This is a genomic window from Micromonospora chersina (assembly GCF_900091475.1).
Taxonomy (GTDB): Bacteria; Actinomycetota; Actinomycetes; order Mycobacteriales; family Micromonosporaceae; genus Micromonospora; species Micromonospora chersina.
This window is the reverse complement of record NZ_FMIB01000002.1, coordinates 5284340-5311124: the sequence shown is the minus strand read 5'-3', so window position 1 is coordinate 5311124 and position 26785 is coordinate 5284340. Positions and strand designations below refer to the sequence as shown.

The following is a 26785-nucleotide window of genomic DNA, read 5'->3' as shown; positions in this document are numbered from 1 at the left end:
CGCCCGGTTCCACCGGCCCGCGGAGTTGGCAGAATGTGAGCGTGGGGAATCTGACCGCGACGCGGCCGCCGCAGCCGTGGACCGCGCCGACCGCGAGCGACCCGGTCGCCGCGACGCTGCGCCTGCCCGGCTCCAAGTCGATGACCGCCCGGGCCCTGGTGCTCGGCGCGCTGGCCAGCGGCCCGTCGACGCTCGACCGGCCGCTGCGCGCCCGGGACACCGAGCTGATGGCCGGTGGCCTGCGCGCGCTCGGCGCGTACATGTCGGTCTCCGACGACGACCGCTGGCTGGTCCGGCCCCATCCGCTGGTCGGCCCCGCGCACGTCGACGTGGGCCTGGCCGGCACGGTGATGCGGTTCCTTCCACCGGTGGCCGGCCTGGCCGAAGGCCGGGTCACCTTCGACGGCGACCCGCACGCCCGGACCCGCCCGCTCGGCCCGCTGATCGGCGCGCTGCGCTCCCTCGGCGTCCGCATCGACGCCCCGCCGACCGGCAGCCTCCCGCTCGTCGTCCAGGGCGCTGGCCGGGTCACCGGCGGCGAGGTGGTCATCGACGCCTCCGCCTCCAGCCAGCTCGTCTCCGGGCTGCTGCTGGCCGGGCCCCGCTTCGACAGGGGTGTGGTGGTCCGGCACGAGGGTCCGCCGGTGCCGTCCGCGCCGCACCTGCGGATGACCGTGCAGATGCTGCGCGCCGCCGGAGCCGCGGTCGACGACACCACCCCCGACGTCTGGACCGTCGAGCCGGGCCCGCTGACCGGGCGTGGCTGGGAGATCGAGCCGGACCTCTCCGGCGCGGCGCCGTTCTTCGCCGCCGCACTGGTCACCGGCGGTGAGGTGACCCTCCAGGGCTGGCCGCGCAGCAGCCTCCAGCCGGTCGAGCAGCTCCGCGGGCTGCTGCACCGGATGGGCGGCGAGGTGACGCTGGGCACCGCCGGCCTGACCGTGCGGGGCACCGGCACGGTCCGCGGGCTGGACGCCGACCTCTCCGACGTCGGCGAGCTGACCCCCGTGCTGACCGCGCTGGCCATGCTCGCCGACTCCCCGTCCCGGCTGACCGGCGTCGGCCACATCCGGGGGCACGAGACCGACCGGGTCGCCGCGCTGGCGAAGGAGTTCGCCGCGCTGGGCGCGGACCTCACCGAGACCACCGACGGGCTGGAGATCCGCCCCCGCCCGCTGCGCGGCGGGACGTTCCGGACGTACGACGACCACCGGATGGCGCACGCCGCGGCGGTGGCCGGGCTGGCCGTCCCCGGCATCGAGGTCGACGACGTCTCGTGCACCTCGAAGACCATGCCGGAGTTCCCGGCACTATGGTCGGGGATGGTGACCGGCAAGAGCTGACGACGGGGGGACGTCCTGGCGACGAAGCGGCGGGAGTACGACGAGGACGACGTCCGGGTCCGACCCGGCAGGTCGTCGCGCCCGCGTACGCGCACCCGGCCCCGCCACGAGGACGCCGTCGACGGGTTCGTGATCGCCGTCGACCGGGGGCGCTACACCTGCGTGTTCCCCGACGCCGGGCCGGACGACCCGACCGTCACCGCCATGCGCGCCCGCGAGCTGGGCCGCAAGTCGGTGGTGGTGGGCGACCGGGTGAGCCTGGTCGGCGACACCTCCGGCGCCCCCGGCGCGCTGGCCCGGATCGTCCGGATCGCCGAGCGCCGCTCGGTGCTGCGGCGCACCGCCGAGGACGACGCCACCACGGCCGAGGGGCGGCTGGAACGGGTGGTCGTGGCGAACGCCGACCAGCTCGTGATCGTCAGCGCGCTGGCCGACCCGCCGCCGCGCACCGGGTTCATCGACCGCTGCCTGGTGGCCGCGTACGACGCCGACATCGAGCCGCTGCTCTGCCTGACCAAGGCCGACCTGGCCGGCCCGGAGGCGGTGCTCGGCTACTACACCGAGCTGGAGCTGCCGTACGTGCTGATCCGCCCGGACTCGGACCTGGCCGCGCTGCGCGCGCTGCTCGCCGGCCGGGTGTCGGTCATGGTGGGGCACTCCGGGGTGGGCAAGTCGACGCTCGTCAACCGCCTCGTCCCGGAGGCCGGCCGGGCGGTCGGCACGGTCAGCGCGATCGGCCGGGGCCGGCACACGTCGACGAGCGCCGTGGCGCTCCGGCTGCCCCCGCAGCCGGATGCCGACGGCGATCCGGGCTGGATCATCGACACCCCGGGGGTGCGCAGCTTCGGGCTGGCCCACGTCTCCGCGGAGAGCCTGCTGCACGGCTTCCCGGACCTGGTGGAGGCGACCGTCGACTGCCCGGCCAACTGCCAGCACACCGCCGACGAGGCGGACTGCGCGCTGGACGCCTGGGTGGCCGGCGGCAAGGCCGACCCGCGCCGGCTGGCCTCGTACCGCCGGCTGCTGGCCTCCCGCAGCGGTGAGGGCGATCCGCGCGAGCCGGAGCGGAACCCCGGCGACCCGCTCGCCGGTTCCTGACCGGCGGAACCCCGGCGACCCGCCGCTCGCGACCGCGCGGGCGTCGCTAGCGTGTCGACCATGACCGGGTACGCCGACGACCTCGCCCTCGCCCACCGGCTCGCGGACGCCGCCGACGCCCTCTCCACGGCCCGGTTCCGCGCCCTCGACCTGCGGGTCGAGTCAAAGCCCGACCTGACGCCCGTCTCCGACGCGGACACCGCCGTCGAGCGGGAGATCCGCGCCCTGCTGGCCGCTCACCGCCCCGGCGACGGGCTGATCGGCGAGGAGTACGGCGAGCAGCCGGCCACCGGCCCGGACGGGCGGCGCTGGGTCGTCGACCCGATCGACGGCACGAAGAACTTCGTCCGGGGCGTACCCGTCTGGGCCACCCTCATCGCGCTGCTGGAGGGGGATCGGGCCGTGCTCGGGCTGGTGTCCGCGCCGGCGCTCGGCCGGCGCTGGTGGGCGGCGAGCGGCGCGGGCGCCTTCGCGGGCCCGGGCCCGGCCTCCGGAGCGCCCATCCGGGTCTCCGGGGTGACCACCCTGGCCGACGCGAGCTTCTGCTACTCCTCGCTCACCGGCTGGGAGGAGGCCGGCCGGCTGGGGCCGGTGCTCCAGATCATGCGGGACGCCTGGCGCAGCCGGGCGTACGGCGACTTCTACGGCTACATGCTGCTGGCCGAGGGTGCACTGGACGTGATGGTGGAGCCGGAACTGTCGCTCTGGGACGTCGCCGCGCTGGTCCCGATCGTCACCGAGGCCGGTGGCACGTTCACCGACCTGGCCGGGCGGCCGACCCTGGCCGGGGACGGCGCGGGCGACCTCAGCGCCATCGCCAGCAACGGCCCGCTGCACGGCGACATCCTGGCGCGGCTCGGCCGGCCGGCCGCGCGCTGACCCACCGGTAACCTCTATCCTCGCCAGGTGGTCTCCTCCGGTTGGTGCTTCCTGGCGGCGATGATCGTCGCGTACGGCTTCGCCAACCTCCTCCAGTCGGTGGCCGCGGCGCGGACCACCGTGCACCACACCTTCGATCCCGGGCTGCTGCTGCGGCTGGCCAGTCACCGGACGTACCTGGTCGGGCTCTCCTGCCAGGTCGTCGGCTTCGTGCTGGCCTTCCTGGCCCGCCGCGACCTGCCGCTGTTCCTGGTCCAGGCGAGCGTGGCGGCCGGGCTGGGGGTCACCGCAGTGCTCGGCGTGCTGGTGCTCAAGTGGCGCCTGCCGGCCGCCGAGGTGGCGCTGCTGGTGCTCCTGTTCGGCGGGATCACCGCGCTGGTGCTGGCCGCCCAGCCGGCGCCGTCCCGGCAGCTCGGCACCGCCGGGCTGGTCGGCCTGGCGGTGGCGCTCGGTGTGATCGCGGTGCTCGGCTTCTTCGCCGTCCGGCTGCACGGCGCGCCCGGCTCGGTGGTGCTGGGCTCGCTGGCCGGGATGGCGTTCTCCGCCGCCGCGGTGGCGGCCCGGCCCCTCGCCTCGGCCGACTCGGTGGAGGCGTTCGTCCGGGACCCGCTGCTCTACCTGCTGATCGCCCACTCGGTCGTGGGCCAGCTCCTGCTCGGCCTGGCCATGCAGCGCGGCTCGACCACCGCCGCCGTGGCCGCGATGGACGCCGCCGGGGCGGTGCCCGCGGCGGTCGTCGGCCTGCTGCTGCTCAACGACCGGATCTGGCCGGGCCGGGAGTGGCTGGCCGGGCTCGGTTTCCTTGTCACGCTGGCCGCCGTGGTCGGCCTGACCCGCTACGCCGAGCCGCAGCACCACCACGCGGTGGCGCGGGACCGGGAACCGACGATGATCGGCGCCGGCTCGGCCGTCCGCGCGCGGCGCTGAGTCAGGCCGCCTCGACGGGTCCGCGCTGCTCGGCGGCCACCTCGACCTCGACGGGGGCCGGCGTCTCGGCCGGCTTCCGGCGCCCGATCACCCGCTCGTAGAGCCGCTCCAGCGCCCCGGCCGTCCGTTCCCAGGTGTAGCTGCACCGGACCCGGTCCACCGCGGCGTGCCCGTACGCGAACCGCCCGGCGTTGTCGGCGAGGATCCGGCGCAGGGTGACCCCGAGCGTGCGCACGTCCCCGGGTGGCACCAGCTTGCCGGTCACCTCGTCGACCACCGCGTCGGCGATGCCGCCCATGGCGTAGCCGACCACGGGCACTCCGCAGGCCATGGCCTCCAGCGACACCCGGCCGGCGGACGAGTAGTGCGGGGTGCAGGCGACCACGTCGGCGGAGCGGTACCAGGTGGCCATCTGGTCGTGCGGGACCGCGCCGACCAGCTTCACCTGCTCGGCCACCCCCGTCCGCTCGGCCAGCTCACGGAGCCGGCGCGCCTCGGCGTGGTTGGCGAGCTGCTCGGCCGGCGGGCCGCCGGCGATCACCAGCTCGGCGTCGCCGACCAGCCGCATGGCGCGGATCAGGTCCTCCTGGCCGTGCCCCGGCGTGAGCCCGCCGACGGAGAGGATGCGTGCCCGCTGGTCGCGGGGCGCCGCCTCGCCGTCGGGGTGGAACTGCGCGGTGTCCACGCCGGTCGGCACCATCGCCACCGAGGTGCGCTGGAGTCCCATCCGGGTCAGCTCGTCGACCTCGTCGTTGCACTGGGCGACCGCGATGTCGACGGCCCGGGTCAGCGCCCGTTCCAGCGGGATCCGCTCCCCCGGCCCGTCGTACCGCCCGCCGAGGTGGCGCAACTGCTCGACGCCGAGGGAGTGGAAGGTCTGCACCACCGGGATGTCGGTCTCGCGGACGGCGTGGGCCGCGGCCAGCCCGCCGACCCAGTAGTGCCCGTGCACCACTTCGGGGGCCCAGTCGCCGGACCACCGCTGCGCCAGCCAGCGGCCGAACTCGGTCACGTACGGCACCAGCTCGGCGGTGGGCAGCGGGGCGGGCGGGCCGACCGGGACACGCTCCAGGTGGTAGCCGTCCACGTCGACGGACTCCTGGGCCGGCGCGTCGCGGCGCTCGTACACCCGGACGTCGTGGCCCCGTGCGGCGAGCTCGGCCGCCACCCGCGCGATGTGCTGGTGCGTCCCGACGGTGGGACCGTCGACGGACGGGCCGGCGTGCGCACACACAAGGCCGACGCGCATGGTGCACCTCCATGCGTTCTCGCGAGCGGTGGGGTCCTCCGGTCAGAGGGTCCCATTAACCAGACCCCGGTGCGCCGAAACCTGGCAGATCGGGAGCCCGCCCGGCAGACCGTCGCACGAAGGTGACAGCGCGGCCCGGTCGGGTTCGTGTCAATCTGCCCCGCCCGGACTCCCGGCAACCGTGATCCGGGCGACTCCGTCGGCATGACCCGGCCGGACCGGGGGTACCGGCGGAGAATGCCTCTCACCCGCAGCCTCGACGACGCCACTGTCGTGATCACCGGCGCCTCCAGCGGAATCGGCGCGGCCACCGCGTACGCGCTGGCCCGCCGGGGCGCCGACGTGGTGCTGGCCGCCCGGAGCGAGGAGGCGCTGCGCCGGGTCGCCGACCGCTGCCGGGAGCTGGGCGGGCGCGCCCTGGTCGTGCCGACCGACGTGACCGACCCGGAGGCGGTGGTGGGGCTCGCGGCGCGGGCGGCGGGCGAGTTCGGCCGGATCGACGCCTGGGTCAACAACGCGGCGGTGGGCACGGTGGGGCTCTTCGACGAGATCCCGGTGACCGAGTTCCGCCGGGTGGTCGAGGTGAACCTCCTCGGCACCGTGTACGGGACGAAGGCGGCGCTGCCCTGGCTGGACGCGGCCGGCGGCGGGGTGCTGGTCAACAACGCCTCGGTGCTGGCCGAGGTGGCCATGCCGTACCAGTCGGCGTACAACGCCACGAAGCACGCGATCCGGGGGCTGGCCGACACGGTGCGGCAGGAGCTGCGGGTCACCGGCCGGGGCCACATCTCGCTCTGCACGGTGCTGCCGGCCAGCATCGACACCCCGTTCTTCCGGCACGCCGCCAACCACACCGGCCGGGAGCTGACCCCGCCCCCGCCGGTCTACCCGCCCGAGATGGTGGCCGAGACGATCGTCCGGCTGCTGCGCCGGCCACGGCGGGAGGCGTACGCCGGGGGCGCGGCCCGGCTCATGGGGCTCCAGTGGCGGCTCGCCCCGGCGCTGGCCGAGCGGGTGCTGGGCTGGTACACCGCACGCACCCAGTTCGGCCCGGGCGTACGCCTGGACGCCACCGGCAACGTCTTCCGGGCCGACGCGGCGGCGGAACGGACCGACGGGTGGCAGGGCCGGCGGGCGCAGCTGATCCGGCTGACGGCGGCCTTCGGCCTGGCGGCGGCCGGCACGGCCGTCGGCACCGTGGCGGCGATGAGCCGGCGTTCCCGGACGGACCGCTGATGAGTCCCGCCGACCGGACTGATGCGCGTCGGGGGGCGGGCATGCACAATGGGACGATCATGCCGACGGACGTACGCTGCCTGGTGGAGACGGACGAGTCCTCCGCCGTGGTCCGGCTGACCGGCGTGCTGGACCTGGCCGGGCTCGACGCCGTCCGGGGCGCGCTGCTCGCCCGTCTCTGGCAGCGGCCGGGGGCGGTGATCGTCGACCTGTCGGGCGTGCGGATCGCCGATCCGGAGGCCCGGGCCGTCCTCGACGAGGTGCATCTCGCGGCGGCCGACTGGCCGGCCGCCGGCCTGCTGGTGCTGGACCCGGCCGGGCGGCCGGGCGGCGCCGCGCCGGTCCACCGGTCCCTCGACGCGGCGCAGGCCGCGCTGCGCGACGCGCCGCTGGCCGCGGTGCTCACCGCCGACCTGCCCCCGGTCGTGGCGGCGGCCCGGGAGGCGCGGGCACTGGTCAGCGACGGCTGCGCCCGGTGGAACGTGCCCGAGTTGGCCGAGCCGGCCACGATCGCGGTCACCGAGATGGTCAACAACGTGGTGGCGCACACCGGGACGCCCATGACCGTCCGGGTGGCGCCCCGGGACAGCGCCCTGCACCTGGCGGTCCGGGACCACTCCCACCGTCGGCCCGCGTACGCCGGGCTGGCCCCGCTCACCTCCACGGGAGGCCGGGGGCTGCTGCTCATCGACACGGTGGCCCGGCGCTGGGGCAGCACGCCGCTGCCCGACGGCAAGGTCGTCTGGTGCGTGCTGCACGCCGAGGACGAGGCCCCGCTCCGCGGCTGAGGCCCCTTTTAACCCCGTTCCTCCCGATCCACCCCGCCGGTTGCGGTTAATCCGGCGAGCGCAGTGGGTAGTTCCCGGTCATGCGCGACGACGAGTACCCCACCCCCGTGTCCGACCCCGAGGCGGAGGGCCTGCCGGACACCGCCGACGACGACTCCAGCGCCAACGACGACGTGCTGACCGGACGCGAGGCGGACGGGCCGGAGCCGGCCCAGCTGCCCGCCGACCGCACCCCGGTCGCCGTGGACCGCTTCGGCACCACCGCCGAGGAGCAGCTCGACGGCGAGTCGCTGGACTACAAGCTCCAGCGCGAGCAGTACGAACGGCCCGCCGACGACCCGCTGGCCGGCCCGGTCGACCCGGACATCGCGGCGGAGGCGGACAGCGAGGAGGCCGCCGCGCAGGCCCAGCTCGACGCCGACGTGATCGACCCGGGCCCGACCTCCGACCCGCACTCCCCGGTCTCCATCTACGACCACGGCCAGCTCGGCACCGTCGCCGACCACCAGGTCGGGCGGCTGGTCGAGCCGGACGAGGGCGCGCACACCGACCAGGAGACCGACAACGTCGCCTACGACGCCGGCTCGGCCGGGGGCGGGGCGACCGCGGAGGAGCTGGCCGTCCACGAGACCCGGCCGCCGGAGGCGAGCTGAGCCTCAGCCGTCCAGGCCCCGCTCGATCGCGTACCGGGTCAGCTCGACCCGGTTGTGCAGCTGGAGCTTGCCGAGCGTGTTCTGCACGTGGTTCTGCACCGTCCGGTGCGAGAGCCCGAGACGCTCGGCGATCTGCTTGTACGACAGCCCCTTCGCCACCAGACGCAGCACCTCGGTCTCCCGCTCGGTGAGCCGGGGTGCGTCGTCGTGCGGGGCGGGCGGCGCGGCGGCCAGCCGGCGGTACTCCCCCAGCACCAGCCCGGCCAGGCCCGGGGTGAAGACCGGCTCACCGGCCGCCGTGCGGCGCACCGCGTCCAGGAACTCGGCCGGCGCGGCCGACTTCAGCAGGTAGCCGGTGGCGCCGGCCTTGACCGCGTCCAGCACGCTCTGGGGCTCGCCACTGGCCGACAGCATCAGCACCCGCACCTCGGGGAGGACGGCGCGCAGCCCCTGGACCACCTCGACGCCGGAGACGTCCGGCAGTTGCAGGTCGAGCACCACCACGTCGGGGCGGGCCGCCGCGGCCACCCGCACCGCCTGGCGCCCCTCCCCGCTGGTCGCCACCACCACGTGCCCGGCCTCGGTGAGGTCGCGGGCCACGCCCTCCCGCCACATCGGGTGGTCGTCGACCACCATCACCCGGATGCTCACCGGCCGCTCCGCGGCACGGTCAGCTCGATCTCGGTGCCGGTGCCCGGGCCGGAGAGGATGCGCACCTCGCCGCCCAGGTCGGCCACCCGGCCGCGGATGGACTGGGCCACCCCGAGCCGGCCCTGCGCGGCGGCCTCGGCCAGCCGTCCGTCCGGGATTCCCGGGCCCTCGTCGCGTACCGAGACGGTCACCGTCTCCCCCTCGTCCTCGATCAGCACCCAGGCGCGCCCGCCGGCGTGCCGGGTGACGTTGTCCAGCGCCGCGCCGACCGCGGCGGCCAGTTCGCCGGCCACCCGCCCGGGCAGCGGCACCGGGGTGGCCGGCGCGGCCACCTGCACGGTCGCCGAGGCGTACCGGTCGAGCAGGTCGCGCAGGTCCCGGGCGTCCCCCGCCCCGTCCGGCGCGGCGCCCGCCCGCCCGATCAGCGCGCGCAGCGCGGCCTCCTGCTCGCCGGCCAGCCGGGCCAGCTCGGCGGCCTCGCCGTCCAGGTCCGCGCCGCGCCGCCGGACCAGCGCCAGCACCTGGAGCACCGAGTCGTGGATGTCCCGGGCCAGCCGCTCCCGCTCCCGGGTGGCCGCCTCCAGCTCCACCGCGCGTTGCAGCCGCGCCTCCGCCTCCACGGCCAGCCGGGCCACGTGCCCCACCACCACGCCGGCCAGCAGCAGGAGGATCACCCCGGTGAGCGAGGACTGGCCGATCCGCTCCCGGGTGGCCAGGTCGGCCGCGCCGAGCACGAGCGCGGCCACCGCACCGCGCCGCCGGCCGCCGGAGACCGCCCAGGCCAGCACCGGCCCGGCCAGCCAGGCGACGGTCAGCGTGGGCACGCCGGAGGAGAGCGCCGCGTGGCCGATCACCCACGGCGTGGCCAGCATGATCGCCAGCACCACGCCGAGGTCGGCCAGGAGCAGGGGCCAGCGTCGTCCGGCCGGGCGCCCGTAGCCGGCAGTGGTCACCCCGGTCCAGGCCAGCATCGCCAGGAGTACGCCGCCGGCGGCGACCGGGTGCGCGTAGCGGTGGGCGTCGCGGAGGACCAGCACCCCCACGTACGCGAGCGAGGCGAAGCGGAACACCGCGATGGACCGCCAGAGCGGGACCTCCAGGCCCTCCGGGGACGACGGCATGCGCGACACCCTGCCACAGCCGCGCACCGCCGGGTCGCGAGGTGCGGCGCGAGAAACCCTGACGTACGGTGGAAATGCCGCGAAAATGACCGAGAGCCATCGCCGGGACGGGGCCATGACGAACGCAGAACCCCCCGCACCGCGTACGGTTGTGCCCATCGAACCTTCCCTCCTCATCGCCGAGGCCTTCACCCAGGCCCAGGTGACCGAGCTCCGGCACTCGGTCACCTCGTGCGCGCACGCGGCGGGGCTGGTGGGGCAGCGGCTCGACGACTTCGTGCTGGCGGTCAACGAGCTGATCACCAACGCGGTCCGGCACGGCGGCGGGCAGGGCCGGCTGCGGCTGTGGCGTGGCGCCGGCGAGCTGGTCTGCGAGGTCGCCGACCACGGTCACGGGATCAGCGCGCGGCGGCTCAGCGACCGTGCGCGGCCCGCCCCGGACACCGCCGGCGGCTGGGGCCTCTGGCTGGCCCGGGAGCTCAGCGACACCATGGCGGTGGAGACCGGCGAGGCCGGCACCGTCGTTCGGATCACGACGGGGCTGGCCGCCCGGCAGGTCACCCACCCGTCCGACGGCTGACCCGCCCGGCATCCGGGCCGGCCTCAGCCGAAGAGCGCGCTCACCGACTCGCCGTTGTGGATCCGCCGCATCGCCTCGGCCAGGGCCGGCGCCACCGAGAGCACCTCCAGCTTCGGCACCCGCTTCTCCTCCGGGATCGGCACCGTGTTGGTGCAGACCACCTCCAGCACCCCGTCCTGCTCGCTCAGCCGCTTCAACGCGCCGCTGGAGAAGAGGCCGTGGGTGCAGGCCAGCCGGATCGAGCGGACCTTCCGCTCACGCAGGTGGCTCATCAGCTCGATCACCGTGCTGCCCTTGGCGATCTCGTCGTCGAGCACGATGACGTCCCGGTCCGCCACGTCACCGATGATCGCGCTGATCTGCACCCGGTCGTCGCTGAACCGCTGCTTCGCGCCGGCCGCGACCGGGGTGCCGAGCATCCGGGCGAACGCCGCCGCCTCCTTGGCGTTGCCCAGGTCCGGCGACACCACCACCGTGTTGCTCAGGTCCCGGCCCTTGAAGTGGGCGGCCAGCTCACGCAGCGCGTGCAGGTGGTCCACCGGGACGCTGAAGAAGCCGTGCACCTGCGGCGAGTGCAGGGTCATGGCGAGCACCCGGTGCGCGCCGGCCGAGGTGAGCAGGTCGGCGACCAGCCGGCCGCCGATCGAGATGCGCGGGGCGTCCTTCTTGTCCGACCGCGCGTACGCGTAGTGCGGCAGCACCACCGTGATCCGGCCGGCGGACGCGCCGCGGGCCGCGTCGATCATGAGCAGCAGCTCGACCAGATGCTCCTGCACCGGCGGCACCAACGGCTGGATGAGGAAGACGTCCCGCTCCCGGCAGTTCGCCTGCAACTGCACCTCGAGGCAGTCGTTGGCGAACCGGGACACCCGCACCGGGTGCAGCGGAACGTCGAGGTGGGCACAGATCTCGGCGGCGAGTTCCGGGTGGGCGGTCCCGCTGAACACGGCAATGTCACGCACGTCTGTTGATCGTACGGGTGGAACGGGGAGAGACGGTGGACGCTCCCGGCGGGTACGGTGCTGCCGTGACCGGAGAGTTCGTCGTCGCCATCGATCAGGGCACCACCTCCTCGCGGTGCATCGTCTTCGACCGGGCCGGGGAGATCGTCGCCTCGGCCCAGCGCGAACACCGGCAGATCTTCCCGCGGCCGGGCTGGGTGGAGCACGACGCCGAGGAGATCTGGGCCAACGTCCAGCAGGTGGTGCAGGAGGCACTCGCCGCCGCCGGCACCGGGCCGGATGGGCTGGCCGCCGTGGGTATCACCAACCAGCGCGAGACCACAGTGGTCTGGGACCGGGCCACCGGCCGCCCGGTGGCCAACGCCATCGTCTGGCAGGACACCCGCACCGGGCCGCTGCTGCGCGAGCTGGCCGAGGCGTACGACGAGGAGCGGCTGCGCGCCCGCACCGGCCTGACCCTGGCCACCTACTTCGCCGGCCCGAAGCTGCGCTGGCTGCTCGACCACGTCGACGGGCTGCGCGACCGGGCCGAGCGGGGCGAGGTGCTCTTCGGCACCATGGACAGCTGGCTGATCTGGAAGCTCACCGGGCGGCACGTCACCGACGTGACAAACGCCAGCCGCACGATGCTCATGGACCTGGAGACCCTGGACTGGGATCCCGAGCTGCTCGACGCGCTGCGCATCCCCGCCGCGATGCTGCCCGAGATCCGCTGCTCCGCCGAGGTCTACGGCACCGCCGACGGGGTGCTCGCCGCGGTGCCGGTGGCCAGCGCCCTCGGCGACCAGCAGGCCGCCCTGTTCGGGCAGACCTGCTTCCAGCCCGGCGAGGCCAAGTGCACCTACGGCACCGGCAGCTTCCTGCTGCTCAACACCGGGGCCAGCCCGGTGCCCTCCCGGCACGGCCTGCTCACCACGGTGGCCTACCGGATCGACGGCCACCCCGCCGTGTACGCCCTGGAGGGCGCCATCGCGGTCACCGGCTCGCTGGTGCAGTGGCTGCGCGACAACCTCGGCCTGATCTCCACCGCCCCCCAGGTCGAGGAGCTGGCCCGCACGGTCGACGACAACGGCGGCTGCTACGTGGTGCCGGCCTTCTCCGGGCTCTTCGCCCCGCACTGGCGCAGCGACGCCCGCGGCGTCATCGCCGGGCTGACCGGCTACATCACGAAGGGGCACCTGGCCCGCGCGGTGCTGGAGGCGTCGGCCTGGCAGACCCGCGAGGTGGTCGACGCCATGAACGCCGACTCCGACGTGGCGCTGCGCCGGCTCCGCGTGGACGGCGGGATGACCGGCAACGCCCTGCTCATGCAGTTCCTCGCCGACGTCCTCGACGTGCCGGTGGTCCGCTCCCGGATCACCGAGACCACCTGCCTCGGCGCCGCGTACGCGGCCGGCCTGGCGGTCGGCTTCTGGCCGGACCTGGGCACGCTGCGCGCCCAGTGGCGGTCGGACGCGCAGTGGACGCCGGAGATGGACCCGGCGCACCGGGAGCGGGAGCTGCGCAACTGGCGCAAGGCCGTGCAGCGCACCCTCGACTGGGTGGAGTGACTCAGTCCCAGCGGTTGCCGGTGAGCTTCTCGTAGACCTCGACGTAGCGGGCCCGGGTCGCCTCGACCACCTCGGCCGGCACCTCGGGGGCCGGCGGCTGCCGGTCCCAGCCGCTGCCGGTGGCCCAGTCCCGCACGTACTGCTTGTCGAAGGAGAACTGGGCGCGGCCCGGCTGGTACGACTCGGCCGGCCAGAACCTGGACGAGTCGGAGGTGAGCAGCTCGTCGGCGAGGACCAGGGTGCCGTCCGGCGCCCAGCCTAGCTCGATCTTGGTGTCGGCGATCAGGATGCCCCGGTCGGCGGCGATCTCCGCCCCCCGCCGGTAGACGTCGATGGTGATCTGCCGCAGCCGCTCGGCGGTCTCCGCGCCCACCTTGTCGACCACCTCGGCGTACGTGATCGGCTCGTCGTGCTCGCCCTTGGGCGCCTTGGTCGACGGGGTGAAGATCGGCTCGGGCAGGATCGACGCCTCCACCAGGCCGCGGGGCAGCTCGACACCGGAGACCGCGCCGGTGCGCTGGTACTCGGCGAAGCCACCGCCGGTGAGGTAGCCGCGGGCGACGCACTCGACCGGGACCATGTCCAGCCGCCGGCAGCGGATCGCCCGGCCGGCGAACTCCGCCGGCACGTCGGTGGCGGAGATGACGTGATTCGGCACCAGGTCGGCCAGCTGCTCGAACCACCACAGCGACAGCGCGGTGAGCAGGCGGCCCTTGTCCGGAATCGGGGTCGGCAGCGCCACGTCGTAGATGGAGATGCGGTCGGAGGCGACCAGGATCAGGTCCTCGCCGTCGGCGTAGACGTCCCGAACCTTGCCCGAGTGCAGAAGTTCCACGGCGCTAGTACACCATGGGTGTGGGCCGCCGCCCGGTGCGGCCACCGGCCGTCCCGTCCGCACCGGCGTTGACACCCCCGCCCGGGGCCTGTGTAAATGATCCGTCCGCAGCAGCCGCCCGCATCCCGGGAGAAACCCGTGCGCGCACCGCAGTCCGTACCCCGCCCCGGCGTCGACCGGCGGCGGCTGCTCGGCGCGCTGACCGGGCTGCCGCTGCTCGCCGCCGGGCTGTCCGGCTGCGGCCCGGAGGACGACACCCCGGTCGACGACGGCCCCATCGAGCTGTCGGTGTTCTGGTGGGGCGGGGCCCGGCGGGCCGAGGCCACCGAGCGGGCGCTGCGCCTCTACTCCCAGGAGAACCCCCGGGTCAGCTTCCGGGTGACCTGGCAGGGGCTGACCGGCTACTACGACCGGCTGGCCACCCAGGCCACCGGCGGCAACGTGCCCGACCTGTTCCAGATCGACGACACCCTGCTCACCGAGTACGCCCGCCGGGAGATCGTCCTCGACCTCAGCACCTACGTCGCCGACAACCGGCTCGACCTGCGCGGCCTGCCGGAACACCTGGCCCGCTACGGCCGGGTGGACGAGCGGACCGTGGCGGTGCCCGCGGCGCAGACCAGCGCGGCGCTGGTCTACAACCGGGACCTGCTGCGCCGGCTCGGGCAGCCCGAGCCGCACACCGGCATGTCGTGGCGGGAGTACGCGCGCTGGGCCGCCCGGGTCACCCGCGCCTCCGGCAACCGGGTGGCCGGCACCATGGACCCCTCCGGCGACTACCGGGCGCTGTGGCTCTGGCTGCGCGGCCAGGGCAGCGAGCTGTACCAGGGGCGGCAGCTCGGCTTCAGCTCCGGCGAGCTGCTCGACTGGTTCGAGTTCTGGGAGGTCGCCCGCTCCGACCGGGCCACGCCGAGCGCCGGGCTGGTGGAGCAGGCCGACACCGGCGAGCTGGCCCGCCAGCTCGTCGTGACCGGCCACGCGGCCGCGTCGTTCGCCTGGTCGCACCAGTTGCCGGAGCTGCAACGGCTCACCGACGACGAGCTGGGCCTGACCGCCTTCCCGGGCACGCCCGCGGCGCAGTGGCCCCGGGCGTCCATGTACTGGGCCGCCTTCCGCGGCAGCCGCCACCCGGGCGTGGTCGTCGACGTGATCAACTTCCTGACCACAAACGTTGCGGCCGGCCGGATCCTCGGCATCGAGCGCGGCCTGAACGCCGCCGTACCGGTCCGCACGTTCGTCGTCGAGGGCGTCACCGACCGTGCGGAGAAGCGGGTGGTGGCCCTCGGCGCCGAGTTGGACGAGCTGACCGGGCCGGCGCCCGCGCCACCGCCGAAGGGGCACGCCAAGGTGCGTACCCTGCTCATCGACGCGGCCGAGAGCATCCGCGCCAAGCGCTCGGGCGCCCGGACGGCGACCTCGCGCTTCATGGCCCAGGCGACCGCGGCCCTGGCCGAGTGACCGCCGCCCGCCGCGCCCGGGGCGCGGCGGGCGGACCGGTTCCCGTCAGCGCGGCGGACCGCCGCGCCGGCCCCGCATCAGGCGCAGCACCAGCAGCACGATCACCACGACCACCGCCAGGCAGCAGAGCAGCCCGAGGAAGCCGAAGCCGCCTCCCCGGGACCGCCGCCGGGCGGCCTCCACCACCAGTTCCCCCGTACCCGTGGAGGCCCAGGCCGCGACCGGCACGAACACCGAGAGCACGACCGCACCGAGGACCGCGCTGAGGCGGCCCCACCATCTGTTCCATCCAGACATGCCCCCATCCTCGCCGAGAAGCGCAACCGGGGCAGGACGGACGGGCCGGATCATGTGCAGCCGGAAACGGCGAAAGGCCCCGGAGCGAACTCCGGGGCCTTTCGCGACGAGTAGCGGGGACAGGATTTGAACCTGCGACCTCTGGGTTATGAGCCCAGCGAGCTACCGAGCTGCTCCACCCCGCGTCGGCTTTCACAGCCTATCTCATGTCCGCCGTGGAGATCAGCCGGGTTCCGCGATCCCGTCGGGTGTCGAGGGTCACGGTCGCCGTGGCGGCGCCGCCGGCACGGCGAAGGGCCCCGGAGCGAACTCCGGGGCCCTTCGTGACGAGTAGCGGGGACAGGATTTGAACCTGCGACCTCTGGGTTATGAGCCCAGCGAGCTACCGAGCTGCTCCACCCCGCGTCGGCCCGTTAACCGTAGCGTACGGGGCCCCGGACCCGCAAAACGGGCCCGGGGCGCACTCAGCGCAACCAGTCGCGGATCGCCGACACGGCTCGCCGGCTGTCCTTGTCGACCTGGGACCGCGGGCTGGACGTCCCCTCCCAGCCCCGCTCCCAGAGCACCGTCACCACGTTCCCGATGCGTACCGCGCGGACCAGTCGGACCACCTCCGCCACGCCCGGGGCACCCTCGTAGTCCGTGGTGGGCCGGCGCAGCTCGAACAGCACCGACTCGTCGCCGTAGCCGGCGTCGGGCAGCAGCCGCTGAGTCGACGTGAGTCCCTCGCCACCGTCCGACCCCGGCTGGGTCGGGCAGTCACGCACGGCCCGCCTCAGCTCGGCCATGGCGTCGTCGGCGCGGCCGTCACGGTAGACGGTGATGCTGTGCTGGTAGCTGCCGTCCAGCACGTGTCCCTCCGGCGTGCCGGCGAGCTTGAACGCCAGGTACCGGGCGCGGCGGGTGACGATCCCCTCCTCGCCGGGCTTGGCGCCGCAGAGCGCCGGCAGCACCGGTCCGGAGCCGAACACACTGCCGGTGCCGGCGTCGTTGGCCGCAGCCAGGGCGAAGAACGCCCGGTCCGGGATACTCGTCGGGCTGGCGGCCGGCGGCCGGGCGCTCGTCTTCGGCGGCGCGTCCGGGGTACGCGCGGGAGGTGAGGCGGTACGGCTCGGCGTCGGCGCGGGCAGGGCCGTGGTGGGCGACGGAGGGCCGGTGGTGGTGGCCGGTGCCAGGTCGACGTCCGGCCCCGCGGCGAGCACCCACCGCGTGCCGGCGGCGGTGCCGGCGACCAGCACGGCGACGGTCAGCGCCCCTACCGCGGCCCGCTGCCGGGCCCGGCGGTCGGCCCGCCGGCGGACCCGGTCCGGGGTCGGGAGCACCCGCTCGTCGGTGTCGGCGGCGAGCGCCCGGTAGAGGCGGTTCAGGTCACGCGACATCATTCACCTCCAGTTCCTCGGCGGCCACGCCGGGCAGCAGTTCGGCCAGCCGGGCCCGGCCCCGGGACAGCCAGGACTTCACGGTGCCGGCGGGAACGCCGGCCTCCCGGGCGATCTCCTCCACCGACAGGTCGAGCAGGTAGTGCAGGGCGAGGGCCTGCCGTTGCCGGGCCGGCAGCCGCCGGAGCGCCCCGACCAGCAGGACGGTGTCCTCACCCGGCGGCCCCACGTCGTCGGGTGGGCCGGTGCGGCTCGCCGCGAGACGCCAGCCACGCAGCCGCCGCCAGCGGTCGGTGGCCAGCCGGTTGATCACCAGCCGCAGCCACGCCTCCGGCGCGGGGTGCGCGGCGAGCTTCCCCCACTGCCGCCAGGCCCGGGCGTACGCCTCCTGGACGAGGTCCTGTGCCTCACCGGCGTCACCGGCCACCGCGCGGCCGTACCGGAGAGACCGACCCGACGTGCTGCGGTAGAAGTCGTCGAAGCTGTTCGCATCGCGCATCGTGGCTCCCGCCTCCCTGTCGACCACCTGCTCTGATGACGGTGGAAGCGGGCACCGGGTTGCGGGTGTTCCGTCCGGTAAGCGACACGAGCCCGCGGTCCGGACCGTTACGGGTCACGGACCACGGGCTCGCGTGGTCGGCTCGGCGTCAGCCGTTCGGTGACGGCGAGGACGAGGGCGAGGCCGGTGGCGACGCGGACGCGCTGCCGCTCGGGGCCGGGCCGGGCGACGGGTTGGCCGCCGCCTGGGCCTGCTGGAACGCGGCCATCGCCTCGTCCAGCGCCTTCAGCGCCCGCCCGTACCGCTCGAAGTCGCCGGACGCCTGCGCGGCCTTGACCTCGGCGATCGCGCTCTGCACCTTGCCGGCCGCCTCGGCCAGCTCGCCGGTGAGCACCGGCGGGGACGTGCCGCCGGTCGTCGGCGGGTTGTCGCCGGTACTCGGCGGCGGGGTGCCGGTCGCCGCCCGCTTGCCCTGCTCGACGAGCTGCTTGATGCCGTCGCTCAGGTTGTTGGCGAGCACCACGTACGAGCCGCCGTCGCCGTAGGAGAGCAGCACCTTCTGCAGCAGCGGGTACGCGTCCTGGTTGCTGCTCTTCACGTAGACCGGCTCGACGTAGAGCATGCCGTCGGCGAAGGGCAGCGAGAGCAGGTTGCCGTACTGCACCTGCGCCTGGTTGGAGGAGAGCAGGTTGAGCTGCTGCCGGATGTCGCCGTTGTTCGTCATCTGCTGGTGCACCTGCGTCGGCCCGGAGATCCGGGTCTGGTCCGGCAGCTCCAGCACCTCCAGTTGCGGCCGCCCGTCGACGTACGACCCGGTGACCAGCGCGGCCAGGTTCTGCCGCCCGTTCGGGGTGACCGCCGCGGTGAGCTGGAAGCGCGGCGACTCCTGCCCCGGGAACTGGGTGAACAGGTAGTAAGGAGGCTGCTTCTGCCCGCTGTCCGGCGCGTCCGGCACGTTCGGCACCTGCCAGAAGTCCTGGCCGGAGTAGAAGTCGCCCGGGTCGGTGACGTGGAACTTGGTGAGCAGGTTGCGCTGCACCTTGAACAGGTCGGCCGGGTAGCGGAAGTGCTCGGCCAGCTCCGGCGGGATGTCGCCCTTGGGCAGCACCAGCTCGCCGCCGAACGCCTTGTTCCACGCCTTGAGCACGGGGTCGGTGTCGTCGAACGCGTACAGCTTGACCGTGCCGTCGTACGCGTCGACGGTCGCCTTCACCGAGTTGCGGATGTAGTTGACGTTCTCCCGGGCCAGCTGGAAGGTGCCCCGCCCGGTCAGCTCGTCGGTCGTCTCCGCCTGCAGGTTGACCCGCTCCGCGTACGGGTAGGTCGCCGCCGTGGTGTAGCCGTCGATGATCCAGAGGACCCGACCGTTCACCACCGCCGGGTACGGGTCGCCGTCCAGCGTGAGGAACGGCGCGACCTTCTCCACCCGGTCCCGGGGGTTGCGCACGTAGAGCAGCTTCGAGTCGTCGTTGACCGCCTCGGAGAGGAGGAAGTTCGACTCCTGCTCCTTGATCGCGTAGAGCAGCCGCCGGCTGAACGAGCCGATCTCGACGCCACCCTCGCCGGTGTAGGTGTAGTACTGCTCGCCGCCGGTCGAGGTCGGGCGGTCGAACTCGACGTTCCGGTCACCGGTCTGCCCGACGATCGCGTAGTCGTCGGCCTCCATCCGCTCGCCGTAGTAGATCCGCGGCTGCTGGGCCGGGATCTGCTCGGTCTGCGAGGAGCACGCCTCCTGGGCCTTCTCGCCGAGGAAGCCGGAGACGAAGTACGGCTGGCCGCCGCAGACCACCTGGTTCGCCGGGGCCCCCACCAGGCCGTACCCGTGGGTGTAGACGGTGTGCCGGTTGATCCAGTTGTTGTTGGGCAGCTCACCGTAGTTGATCTCGCGCACCCCGACCACGTAGTCCGAGGTCTTGCCGCTCACCGCGTACCTGTCGATGTCCAGCTTCGAGCCGAAGTCGTAGAAGCCGCGGACCTGCTGGAGCTGGGTGTACGTCTCGGAGACCAGCTGCGGGTCGAGCAGCCGGACGTTCTGCACCACCGAGGTGTCCGTGGCCAGGCTGGCCGGCGGGATGAGGTTGTCCGCCGCGTACCCGGTGCTCTTCGTGCCGGTCAGGCCGAACGCGGCCCGCGTCGCCTCGATGCTGCGCTCGATGTACGGCGCCTCCTTGTCCCGGGCGCTCGGCTTGACCTCGAAGGTCTGCACGGCCCACGGGTAGATGCCGCCGATCGCCACGGCCGAGACGCCGAGCAGCGCGAGCGCGATGCCGGGCCAGACCAGGTTCCGCATCCACGCGTTGGAGAACACGATGATCGCGATGGCCACCACCACGGCGATCCAGGCGAGGATCTCCTTCGCCGGGAGCAGCGCGTTGATGTCGGCGTAGCCGGCGCCGTAGAGCTTGGCGCCCTCGTTGTACTCCAGCAGCATGGCCCGCTGGTCCAGCACGTACGCGATGGCCTTGAGCACCACGAAGACCGCGACCAGCGAGCTGAGGTGGGCCCGGGCGGCGTTCGTCATCCGGTCACCGACGCCCTGGAGCCGCACCCCGCCGAAGATGTAGTGCACGGCCAGCGCGCCGAGCAGCGCGAGCACCACCGCGGTGAAGCCGACGCCGAGCAGGTAGCGCCAGAACGGCAGCTGGAAGACGTAGAAGCCGACGTCGATGCCGAACTCCGGGTCCTTCACGCCGAAGCTGCCGCCGTTGCGGAACAGCAGCCACTGGCTCCACCGGCTCTGCGCGGAGAGGCCGGCGAACAGCCCGATGACCGCGGAGGCCAGGGCGATCCAGGTGCCGAGCCGGGGGCTCAGCAGCATCCGGTAGCGCTCCAGGGTCGCCTGCTCGGCGGAGTGCGGGCGGAGCTGCGGCCGCAGCCGGTACGCCAGCCACAGGTTGCCCGCCACGATCGCCGCCATGCCGAGCCCGATCACCAGGAACAGCAGCAGCCGGGTGGCGAGCACGCCGGTGAAGACCTGGGTGTAGCGGACCTCGTCGAACCAGAGCCAGTCGGTCCAGGCGTTGACCCCCCACCCGAGCAGGGTGAAGAACACGAACACCCCGATCAGGACCCCGATGGTGACGCGTCCGCGCCGGCTCATCCTCGGAAGGGGGCTGCTCCGCATGACCACTGTTGGCTCCGCACGCTCGATGTGACCGGCTCCGACCAGGCACCCAGAGTACGGGGTGTTGCTGAACACGTCGGGTCAAGGTCACGTCACGATCGTCCGGTGACCCGTCGCGGGCCCTCAGCAGCGGGTCGGCTGCCCTCCCGCGCGCAGCTTCTCCAGGGCCGTCAGCGCGTCGTCCAGCGTCGCCACCCGCAGCAGCGGCAGGTCCGGCTGCGGGTTGCGGACCGCTTCCGCACAGTTGTCGGCGGGCACCAGGAAGACCTTCGCTCCGGCCTCCTTCGCACCGACGAGCTTCTGCGCGATGCCGCCGATCGGGCCGACCCGGCCCTCGTCGTCGATGGTGCCGGTGCCCGCGATGATCTTCCCGCCGGTCAGGTCCTGCGGCTCCAGCTTGTCGATGATGCCGAGCGTGAACATCAGCCCGGCGCTGGGACCGCCGATGTCACCGAGGTCGATCTTGAGGGTGAACGGGTGCGGCTGCTGCTGGTCGATCTCGACGCCGATGCGCGGCCGGCCGTCCTGCTCGCGGCTGGTCACCGTGGCGGTGGCCGGCGCGCCGGCACGGGTGTAGCCGATCTTCAGCGCGGTGCCGGCCGGCTTGGCGCGGATCAGCTCCGTGAGCCGCGCGGCGCTTGTCACCGGCTGGTCGTTCACCGAGGTGATCACGTCGTTGGGCTTGAGCACGTCGACCGACGGGCCGCCCGCGGTGACCGCCTTCACCAGCACCCGGATCGGGTAACCCAGCTCCCGCAGGGCCGCCGTCTCCGCGCTGGTCTGCGAGTTCTGGAAGTCCTCGGCGTTGCGCTTCTCGACCTCCTCCTGCGACTCCCCCGGCGGGTAGACCAGCTCGCGCGGCACCACCGCCTCGTCCTTCGAGAACCAGCCGGCCAGCGCCGACCGGAGCCGGACGGTGGGCTGCACGCCGACCGTCGTGAGCCGGAGCTGCCCGGCGGAGGTGGACGTCGACCGGCCCGTGACCTGGATGATCTCCTTGCCGTCCGCACTGCCGAGGGTGTTCACGGTCGGACCGGGACCGAGCACCACGTACGGGATGGGCACGCTCAGCACGCCGACGCTGAGCAGGGCGGTGAGCAGTGCACCGAGGAGTACGGTCACGCCGCGACGTCTCATGCGCCAGAGCGTACCGATCCGGCCCGGAAGGTCCGGCGCGGTGAGCACCGGACTTCGCCCTCAGCGCAACGCCGACGCCACGACCTGCGGCGCGGCACGCGTACCGTAGAGGTCGTGCCTGATATTCCGTTCGGCTTCGCGCTCCCGGGTGGGCAACCACCAGACCCCAACGATCCCGCGCAGATGCAGCAGTTCATGTCGCAGTTGCAGCACCTGCTCTCCGCGCCGGGCAGCGGACCGGTCAACTGGGACCTCGCCCGGCAGGTGGCCGCCAGCCAGCTCGCCGCCGCCGGCGACCCGGCGGTCTCGCCGTTCGAACGCAACGCGGTGGAGGAGGCGCTGCGCATCGCCGACCTCTGGCTGGAGCCGGCCACCTCGTGGCCCTCCGGCATCCGGACCTCGGTCGCCTGGAACCGCAACGAGTGGATCTACAAGACCCTCGACGTGTGGCGCAAGCTCTGCGACCCGGTGGCGAGCCGCATGGTCGGCGCCATGGGCGACCTCGTGCCGCCGGAGGCCCGGGCCCAGCTCGGCCCGATGCAGTCGATGGTCGCCACGCTGGGCGGCGCGCTCTTCGGCGGCCAGCTCGGCCAGGCACTCGGCTCGCTCGCCGCCGAGGTGCTCTCCGCCGGCGACATCGGCCTGCCGCTCGGCCCGGCCGGCACGGCCGCGCTCATCCCGGCCAACATCCGGGCGTACGGCGAGGGCCTCGAACTGCCCGAGGACGAGGTACGCCTCTACGTGGCCCTGCGCGAGGCCGCCCACCAGCGACTCTTCCAGCACGTCCCGTGGCTGCGCGGGCACGTGCTCACCGCCGTGGAGAACTACGCCGCCGGCATCCGGGTCAACCGGGAGGCCATCGAGGAGGCGATGGGCCGGGTCGACCCGACCGACCCGGAGTCCATGCAGGCGATCGCCCTGGAGGGCATCTTCACGCCCGAGGACACCCCGGCGCAGAAGGCGTCGCTGGCCCGGCTGGAGACCGTGCTCGCCCTGGTCGAGGGCTGGGTGTGCCACGTGGTCGACAGCGCCGCGGGCGACCGGCTGCCCAACGTCGTACGCCTCGGCGAGGCGTTCCGCCGCCGCCGGGCCGCCGGCGGTCCGGCCGAGCAGACCTTCGCCGCCCTCGTCGGCCTGGAGCTGCGGCCGCGCCGGCTGCGCGAGGCGACAGTGCTCTGGTCGGCCCTCACCGAGCACCGCGGGATCGCCGGCCGGGACGCGGTCTGGGGCCACCCCGACCTGCTCCCCTCCGACGACGACTTCGCCAACCCGGAGGCGTTCGCCGCGACCACCAGCGACCTGGACGAGGAGCTGGCGAACTTCGACTTCACCGCGCCCGGCGCGCCGGAGGAGCAGACCCCGGGCGAGGACGACGACAAGTCCTGACGCCACACGTCACCGGGGCCCGCACGAATTCTCGTGCGGGCCCCGCCGCGTCCGCCCCCCACTCCCGCTCTGCAGCCTCCGACGCAACGGTCAGTGCCTGCAGCGCCTCTGCTCGGCTGCTCCGGCGCGAGGGGCAGCGCTTGTCCCTAACAGGACCCGGCGGAGTCGGTCATTCTGCGAGGGGAGCGCCGGCGTCAGCCGGGCTGGCCGGAGAGGACGGCGCGGGTGGCCTCCCAGCCTTCGAAGGCCGGATCGAGGCTGGCCAGGTCGGCCGGGCCGCGCAGTCGGCGCCAGCCCGCGGTGACCGCCACGTCTCCCGGGCGCGGTGCGGCGGCACGCACCTCTGCCGGCGCGGCGGTGTCCAGGTCAAGCGCCGGCAACCACGCCGGCGCGGGCAGCCGAGCGGCCACCCCGAGCAGCCCCGACCCGCTCCCCTCCACCGGGGCCACCGCCACCGGACGGCTGGACAGCGGCCGGAGCAGCTTGCCGAGGGTGAGGCCCGGCACATCCGGGGCGTCGGCCGCCACCACGGCCGCCTGGTCGTACCCGGTCAGTGTGGCGAACACCGCGTCGACCGTGGGCTCCGGCACCTCGTGCACGGCCGTGCCGGGCCAGACCACCGCGTCGGCCAGCCAGCGATCCTCCGGCGTCACCGCCACGGCGGTCTCCACCTCGTTCAGCGTGGCCAGCAGGTCCACCACGTCCTCGGCGAGCGCGCTCCGCCACCGGGTCGGATCGATCCCCGGCGGCGTCCAGTTCACCGGCGCGAGCAACGCCACCACCACACGTCGAACCACCCGACGACCCTAACCCGCTGTCCGCGCCCACCCTGACCGCGCGGCGGCGCCCGCCGCATGTGCTCCACGTGCCGGCTCCCGTGACCGACCATCCGGCCCTGCATCCGCGTCGGCGGAACGCCATGCGTGTATCAGGCGCCGCGACGGTAACTCTCCAAGATCGGCAGAACCGCAACGTCGATCATGAAGTTAGCCGCGACAAAACGGGCGAACGGCACCGCTAACTTCATGATCGACGCGGGGCCGGGGGCCGCGAGGGGCGGGAGCGCGAGGCCGCGCGGCCGCGGCCGCACGGGGTGCGGGGCCACAGGAGCGCGGGGCCGCGGAGAGCCGCGGGATGTGGGGAGACCGGGTGGATCAGTCGGTCAGGGGGACGCCGGAGGTGGCGGCTACGCCCTCCAGGTAGCCGCGGGCGCGCTCGGTTTTCGGGTAGCGGCCGACCAGGGCCCAGAACTCGGCGTTGTGGCTGGGCACGACGAGGTGCGCCAGCTCGTGCAGCAGCACGTAGTCGATCACCCAGTCGGGCATGTCCTGGATGCGGTGGGAGATCCGGATGGTGCGGTCGGCGGGGGTGCAGGAACCCCAGCGGCCGTTCTGGTTGGTCACCCAGCGGACGCTGGCCGGGACGGCGGCCGGCCCGTGCTCGGGCAGGTAGAGGTTGATCAGTCGGGTGGCCCGGGCCAGCAGTTCGGCGTCGGAGCGGGCGAGCCGGCCTTCGCGGGCGGCGAGCCGGGCCAGCATCCGGTCGACCCACTCGCTCTCCTCGGCACGGGAGAACTGGTCGGGGATGAGCACCACGACGCGCTCCCCGTCGCGGTACGCGGACACCGTGCGCCGCCGGCGCTGGCTGCGCCGTACTTCGACGACGGGCTTCCGCGTCCCGGCCATCACTGGTCCGCGCAGCCTCGGATGACTGTCACGAGGGAAAGCTAATGCGTACTGACCAGGGGTCCGCAAGAGTCAACACGGCGACACGCGCCCGGAAAATGGCGTTTGGTCGCCAGGAGTCCCGAAAAAATTCTTTGCGGCGGCAGTTGACCATCACCTGCCGACCCCTGTCAACGTTAAGTGATCTACGGACGGGCTGTCGCGCTGGGGGCCTCCCGAAGGGGGATCTGAGGGCATTCACCCGGCGTGTCCCCGCGAAACTGACTTATCCGACGTAACTCGGCATGCACACTCTTGCCGTCGACTTGCTCACAGAGTCGACGCACAGCTGACATGGAACCGCCCAGACCTGGGTAGGGTCCGCCAACCAGCGGTCACGCGAGTGACCGTGGAGAACCCCCCGGCGCCGGCGCCACCCGTGGCCCGCCGCAGGGAAACCCGCCGGAGGCGTCCGGCGGACGAGACGAGGAGGGCTACCGTGGCCGACCAGGCCCAGACCTACAACGGTTACTGCGTGAAGTGCAAGGAGAAGCGGGACTTCGAGGGGCGCGTGGAGGTCTCGAAGACCGGCATGAACATGGCCAAGGGCAAGTGCCCGGTGTGCGGCACAACAGTGAACCGCATCCTGGGCAAGGCCAAGGTCTGACCCGTCCGGGTCGCACGGGGGAGGGGTGGCCGGCGGCCACCCCTCCCCCGTCGCATAGCTGACACCGGCTACCGGCGAGTTGTGGACAACCCGGGTTTTCCTGTGGACAACGCTGGCCACAGCCCGGCGCACCTGTGGACAACGATCGACGGAGAGCGCGGACACGGTCACGATTCGTGGCGTGAGCGACCCCATGCCCCTCGCCCGTCCGACGCTGCTGCCCGGCCTGACCCGGCTCTGGCGGGACCGCCACACCCTCCAGCTCGGGGTCGAGCCCGGCCGGGCCGTGCTGCTCGAGGTGACCAGCCCGGGCGCCACGCGCCTGCTCGACCTGCTGGACGGCTCCCGGAGCGAGCGGGCCGTGCTCACGGCGGCCACCGCCGCGCGGGTGCCTCCGGCCGAGGCCCGGGTGCTGCTCGACACGCTCCGGGCCGCCGGTCTCGTCGTACCCGCGCAGAGCCTGCTCCCCCGCGACCTCACCGGGCCGGTCCGGGCCCGGCTCGCCGGCGAGGCCGACGCCCTGGCCCTGACCGCGACCGACCTGCCCGGCACGCCGGCCCGGCTGCTGCGCCGCCGCCGGGCAGCCCGCGTGCTGGTCACCGGGGCCGGCCGGCTCGGCGCGGCGGTGGCCGTCGCGCTGGCGCAGGCCGGCGTCGGGCACGTCGTACCCGAGCTGGCCGGGCCGGTCCGCCCGGGTGACCTGGTCGGGACCGGCCTCACCGGCGCGGAGCTGGGCCGCCCGCTGGCGCCCGCGGTCCGCGCGGCGCTGGCCCGGTGCGCGCCCGGCACGGCGACCGGCCCGCTCCGGCCGGACCGGGCCGACCTCGTGGTCCAGCTCGGCGCGGACCGCCCGGCGGCCCTGCTCGCCGCCGGGTACGCGCGGCGCCGCCAGCCTCATCTCCTCGTCGACCTGCGCGGCGGCGTGCCGGTGATCGGCCCGCTGGTCCGTCCGCCGGTGGGCCCGTGCCTGCGCTGCCTCGACCTGCACCGGACGGACCGCGACCCGGAGTGGCCGGCGCTCGCCGCCCAGCTCGCGGCCGACGACGGCGACCGGGCCTGTGCGGCCACCACCCGGCTGGCGGCGACTGCCTACGCGGCGGCCGAGGTGTTGACGCAGCTCGACGGGGGCGCCCCGGAGACCCTCGGCTGCGCCGTGGAGATTCCGGGGCCGGGCCGCTTCCGGCACCGCCGGTGGCCGCCGCACCCCTCCTGCGAGTGCTCCGGGCGTCGCCCGATCCGGTCGGGCGCGCCCGCTCCGGGCCGCACAGCAGCAGTGGGCCCCTCGAGTCGGTAACAATGACC

At 74.1% G+C, this 26785-nt stretch carries 24 protein-coding genes, 2 tRNA genes and 1 pseudogene; 13 read left to right on the top strand and 14 right to left on the bottom strand.

The features are described from left to right. Positions 1–41 precede the first annotated feature (41 nt). The 4 genes and pseudogenes from aroA (at position 42) to GA0070603_RS24735 (ending at position 4348) form a co-directional block, all read left to right on the top strand. Positions 42–1343 (top strand): 3-phosphoshikimate 1-carboxyvinyltransferase, encoded by a 1302-nt coding sequence (gene aroA, locus GA0070603_RS24750; RefSeq protein WP_091322287.1) that lies wholly within the window; start codon positions 42–44, stop codon positions 1341–1343. Between the two features lie 162 nt (positions 1344–1505). Then, positions 1506–2441 carry a ribosome small subunit-dependent GTPase A gene (rsgA, locus tag GA0070603_RS24745; protein ID WP_091322285.1) on the top strand — a complete coding sequence of 312 codons (936 nt, stop codon included), beginning with the start codon at positions 1506–1508 and terminating at the stop codon, positions 2439–2441. A gap of 60 nt (positions 2442–2501) precedes the next feature. Then, entirely contained in the window at positions 2502–3320 is an 819-nt protein-coding gene (hisN, locus tag GA0070603_RS24740) for a histidinol-phosphatase (RefSeq protein WP_091318474.1), read from the top strand. 60 nt (positions 3321–3380) lie between these two features. Beyond that, positions 3381–4348: pseudogene (locus GA0070603_RS24735) on the top strand (hypothetical protein). Here GA0070603_RS24735 and GA0070603_RS24730 read toward each other — a convergent pair. Beyond that, positions 4249–5496: a glycosyltransferase gene (locus tag GA0070603_RS24730; RefSeq protein ID WP_091318468.1), complete on the bottom strand. Its 1248-nt coding sequence runs from the start codon at positions 5494–5496 to the stop codon at positions 4249–4251. The pseudogene GA0070603_RS24735 and the gene GA0070603_RS24730 overlap by 100 nt on opposite strands. Positions 5497–5733: 237 nt before the next feature. Between GA0070603_RS24730 and GA0070603_RS24725 the strand changes: the two genes are divergently transcribed. From GA0070603_RS24725 to GA0070603_RS24715, 3 genes are all read left to right on the top strand, one after another. After that, entirely contained in the window at positions 5734–6732 is a 999-nt protein-coding gene (locus GA0070603_RS24725; RefSeq protein WP_091318466.1) for an SDR family oxidoreductase, read from the top strand. A 59-nt stretch (positions 6733–6791) separates the two neighbouring features. Further along, positions 6792–7520: an ATP-binding protein gene (locus GA0070603_RS24720; protein WP_244282602.1), complete on the top strand. Its 729-nt coding sequence runs from the start codon at positions 6792–6794 to the stop codon at positions 7518–7520. 80 nt (positions 7521–7600) lie between these two features. Further along, entirely contained in the window at positions 7601–8173 is a 573-nt protein-coding gene (locus GA0070603_RS24715; protein WP_091318460.1) for a DUF5709 domain-containing protein, read from the top strand. 3 nt (positions 8174–8176) lie between these two features. On the opposite strand, the gene GA0070603_RS24710 is transcribed toward GA0070603_RS24715, so the two are convergent. Further along, positions 8177–8809 (bottom strand): response regulator, encoded by a 633-nt coding sequence (locus GA0070603_RS24710; RefSeq protein ID WP_187399752.1) that lies wholly within the window; start codon positions 8807–8809, stop codon positions 8177–8179. A gap of 11 nt (positions 8810–8820) precedes the next feature. Beyond that, positions 8821–9945 carry a MacS family sensor histidine kinase gene (gene macS, locus GA0070603_RS24705; RefSeq protein WP_091318455.1) on the bottom strand — a complete coding sequence of 375 codons (1125 nt, stop codon included), beginning with the start codon at positions 9943–9945 and terminating at the stop codon, positions 8821–8823. A 115-nt stretch (positions 9946–10060) separates the two neighbouring features. Here macS and GA0070603_RS24700 point away from each other — a divergent pair, with 115 nt between their 5' ends. Beyond that, entirely contained in the window at positions 10061–10525 is a 465-nt protein-coding gene (locus GA0070603_RS24700) for an ATP-binding protein (protein ID WP_091322283.1), read from the top strand. 23 nt (positions 10526–10548) lie between these two features. Here the strand turns inward: GA0070603_RS24700 and GA0070603_RS24695 are convergent, their stop codons facing one another. After that, the gene (locus GA0070603_RS24695) at positions 10549–11487 is read right to left on the bottom strand and encodes a ribose-phosphate diphosphokinase (protein ID WP_091318453.1); all 939 of its coding nucleotides are present in this window, start codon (positions 11485–11487) and stop codon (positions 10549–10551) included. Positions 11488–11552: 65 nt separating this feature from the next. On the opposite strand from GA0070603_RS24695, the gene glpK reads away from it, so the two are divergent. After that, a complete protein-coding gene (gene glpK, locus GA0070603_RS24690) occupies positions 11553–13037 on the top strand; it encodes a glycerol kinase GlpK (RefSeq protein ID WP_167544586.1) in 1485 nt (494 codons plus the stop codon). A gap of 1 nt (position 13038) precedes the next feature. Here the strand turns inward: glpK and GA0070603_RS24685 are convergent, their stop codons facing one another. After that, positions 13039–13872, bottom strand: a complete 834-nt coding sequence (locus tag GA0070603_RS24685; RefSeq protein ID WP_091318449.1) for a phosphoribosylaminoimidazolesuccinocarboxamide synthase — start codon at positions 13870–13872, stop codon at positions 13039–13041. A 138-nt stretch (positions 13873–14010) separates the two neighbouring features. Here GA0070603_RS24685 and GA0070603_RS24680 point away from each other — a divergent pair, with 138 nt between their 5' ends. Beyond that, positions 14011–15330 carry an ABC transporter substrate-binding protein gene (locus GA0070603_RS24680; RefSeq protein WP_091318447.1) on the top strand — a complete coding sequence of 440 codons (1320 nt, stop codon included), beginning with the start codon at positions 14011–14013 and terminating at the stop codon, positions 15328–15330. A 45-nt stretch (positions 15331–15375) separates the two neighbouring features. Here the strand turns inward: GA0070603_RS24680 and GA0070603_RS24675 are convergent, their stop codons facing one another. From GA0070603_RS24675 to GA0070603_RS24645, 7 genes are all read right to left on the bottom strand, one after another. Next, positions 15376–15627 carry a hypothetical protein gene (locus tag GA0070603_RS24675; RefSeq protein WP_091318445.1) on the bottom strand — a complete coding sequence of 84 codons (252 nt, stop codon included), beginning with the start codon at positions 15625–15627 and terminating at the stop codon, positions 15376–15378. A gap of 111 nt (positions 15628–15738) precedes the next feature. After that, positions 15739–15812, bottom strand: a tRNA-Met gene (locus tag GA0070603_RS24670). A 146-nt stretch (positions 15813–15958) separates the two neighbouring features. Then, positions 15959–16032: transfer RNA gene (locus tag GA0070603_RS24665), tRNA-Met, on the bottom strand. Positions 16033–16091: 59 nt separating this feature from the next. After that, on the bottom strand, positions 16092–17006 hold the full coding sequence (locus GA0070603_RS24660) for a hypothetical protein (RefSeq protein WP_091318443.1): 915 nt from the start codon (positions 17004–17006) through the stop codon (positions 16092–16094). After that, on the bottom strand, positions 16996–17505 hold the full coding sequence (locus GA0070603_RS24655) for a SigE family RNA polymerase sigma factor (RefSeq protein WP_091318441.1): 510 nt from the start codon (positions 17503–17505) through the stop codon (positions 16996–16998). The genes GA0070603_RS24660 and GA0070603_RS24655 overlap by 11 nt, the downstream gene beginning before the upstream one ends. A gap of 148 nt (positions 17506–17653) precedes the next feature. Further along, positions 17654–20629 carry a UPF0182 family membrane protein gene (locus GA0070603_RS24650; protein ID WP_208862947.1) on the bottom strand — a complete coding sequence of 992 codons (2976 nt, stop codon included), beginning with the start codon at positions 20627–20629 and terminating at the stop codon, positions 17654–17656. Between the two features lie 123 nt (positions 20630–20752). Then, positions 20753–21766: a YlbL family protein gene (locus tag GA0070603_RS24645; RefSeq protein ID WP_167544585.1), complete on the bottom strand. Its 1014-nt coding sequence runs from the start codon at positions 21764–21766 to the stop codon at positions 20753–20755. A gap of 183 nt (positions 21767–21949) precedes the next feature. Between GA0070603_RS24645 and GA0070603_RS24640 the strand changes: the two genes are divergently transcribed. After that, complete coding sequence (locus GA0070603_RS24640; protein WP_091318434.1) at positions 21950–23152, top strand: zinc-dependent metalloprotease; 1203 nt, start codon at positions 21950–21952, stop codon at positions 23150–23152. Between the two features lie 194 nt (positions 23153–23346). On the opposite strand, the gene GA0070603_RS24635 is transcribed toward GA0070603_RS24640, so the two are convergent. Both GA0070603_RS24635 and GA0070603_RS24630 read right to left on the bottom strand, forming a co-directional pair. Beyond that, the gene (locus GA0070603_RS24635; RefSeq protein ID WP_091318431.1) at positions 23347–23949 is read right to left on the bottom strand and encodes a hypothetical protein; all 603 of its coding nucleotides are present in this window, start codon (positions 23947–23949) and stop codon (positions 23347–23349) included. Positions 23950–24306: 357 nt separating this feature from the next. Beyond that, a complete protein-coding gene (locus GA0070603_RS24630) occupies positions 24307–24837 on the bottom strand; it encodes a M48 metallopeptidase family protein (protein WP_091318429.1) in 531 nt (176 codons plus the stop codon). A 478-nt stretch (positions 24838–25315) separates the two neighbouring features. On the opposite strand from GA0070603_RS24630, the gene GA0070603_RS31605 reads away from it, so the two are divergent. Beyond that, positions 25316–25483 carry a DUF5679 domain-containing protein gene (locus GA0070603_RS31605; protein WP_012014940.1) on the top strand — a complete coding sequence of 56 codons (168 nt, stop codon included), beginning with the start codon at positions 25316–25318 and terminating at the stop codon, positions 25481–25483. Positions 25484–25676: 193 nt separating this feature from the next. Next, complete coding sequence (locus GA0070603_RS24625) at positions 25677–26777, top strand: TOMM precursor leader peptide-binding protein (RefSeq protein WP_091322281.1); 1101 nt, start codon at positions 25677–25679, stop codon at positions 26775–26777. Positions 26778–26785 lie beyond the last annotated feature (8 nt).

Bases quoted from the DNA above. Each gene is read 5' to 3' on its own strand.
- hisN (WP_091318474.1), top strand. From the start codon at position 2,502: ATGACCGGGTACGCCGACGACCTCGCCCTCGCCCACCGGCTCGCGGAC.
- GA0070603_RS24730 (WP_091318468.1), bottom strand. From the start codon at position 5,496: ATGCGCGTCGGCCTTGTGTGTGCGCACGCCGGCCCGTCCGTCGACGGT.
- GA0070603_RS24725 (WP_091318466.1), top strand. From the start codon at position 5,734: ATGCCTCTCACCCGCAGCCTCGACGACGCCACTGTCGTGATCACCGGC.
- GA0070603_RS24720 (WP_244282602.1), top strand. From the start codon at position 6,792: ATGCCGACGGACGTACGCTGCCTGGTGGAGACGGACGAGTCCTCCGCC.
- GA0070603_RS24715 (WP_091318460.1), top strand. From the start codon at position 7,601: ATGCGCGACGACGAGTACCCCACCCCCGTGTCCGACCCCGAGGCGGAG.
- GA0070603_RS24710 (WP_187399752.1), bottom strand. From the start codon at position 8,809: ATGGTGGTCGACGACCACCCGATGTGGCGGGAGGGCGTGGCCCGCGAC.
- macS (WP_091318455.1), bottom strand. From the start codon at position 9,945: ATGCCGTCGTCCCCGGAGGGCCTGGAGGTCCCGCTCTGGCGGTCCATC.
- GA0070603_RS24700 (WP_091322283.1), top strand. From the start codon at position 10,061: ATGACGAACGCAGAACCCCCCGCACCGCGTACGGTTGTGCCCATCGAA.
- GA0070603_RS24675 (WP_091318445.1), bottom strand. From the start codon at position 15,627: ATGTCTGGATGGAACAGATGGTGGGGCCGCCTCAGCGCGGTCCTCGGT.
- GA0070603_RS24660 (WP_091318443.1), bottom strand. From the start codon at position 17,006: ATGTCGCGTGACCTGAACCGCCTCTACCGGGCGCTCGCCGCCGACACC.
- GA0070603_RS24655 (WP_091318441.1), bottom strand. From the start codon at position 17,505: ATGCGCGATGCGAACAGCTTCGACGACTTCTACCGCAGCACGTCGGGT.
- GA0070603_RS24650 (WP_208862947.1), bottom strand. From the start codon at position 20,629: ATGCGGAGCAGCCCCCTTCCGAGGATGAGCCGGCGCGGACGCGTCACC.
- GA0070603_RS24645 (WP_167544585.1), bottom strand. From the start codon at position 21,766: ATGAGACGTCGCGGCGTGACCGTACTCCTCGGTGCACTGCTCACCGCC.
- GA0070603_RS24640 (WP_091318434.1), top strand. From the start codon at position 21,950: ATGCAGCAGTTCATGTCGCAGTTGCAGCACCTGCTCTCCGCGCCGGGC.
- GA0070603_RS24630 (WP_091318429.1), bottom strand. From the start codon at position 24,837: ATGGCCGGGACGCGGAAGCCCGTCGTCGAAGTACGGCGCAGCCAGCGC.
- GA0070603_RS24625 (WP_091322281.1), top strand. From the start codon at position 25,677: ATGCCCCTCGCCCGTCCGACGCTGCTGCCCGGCCTGACCCGGCTCTGG.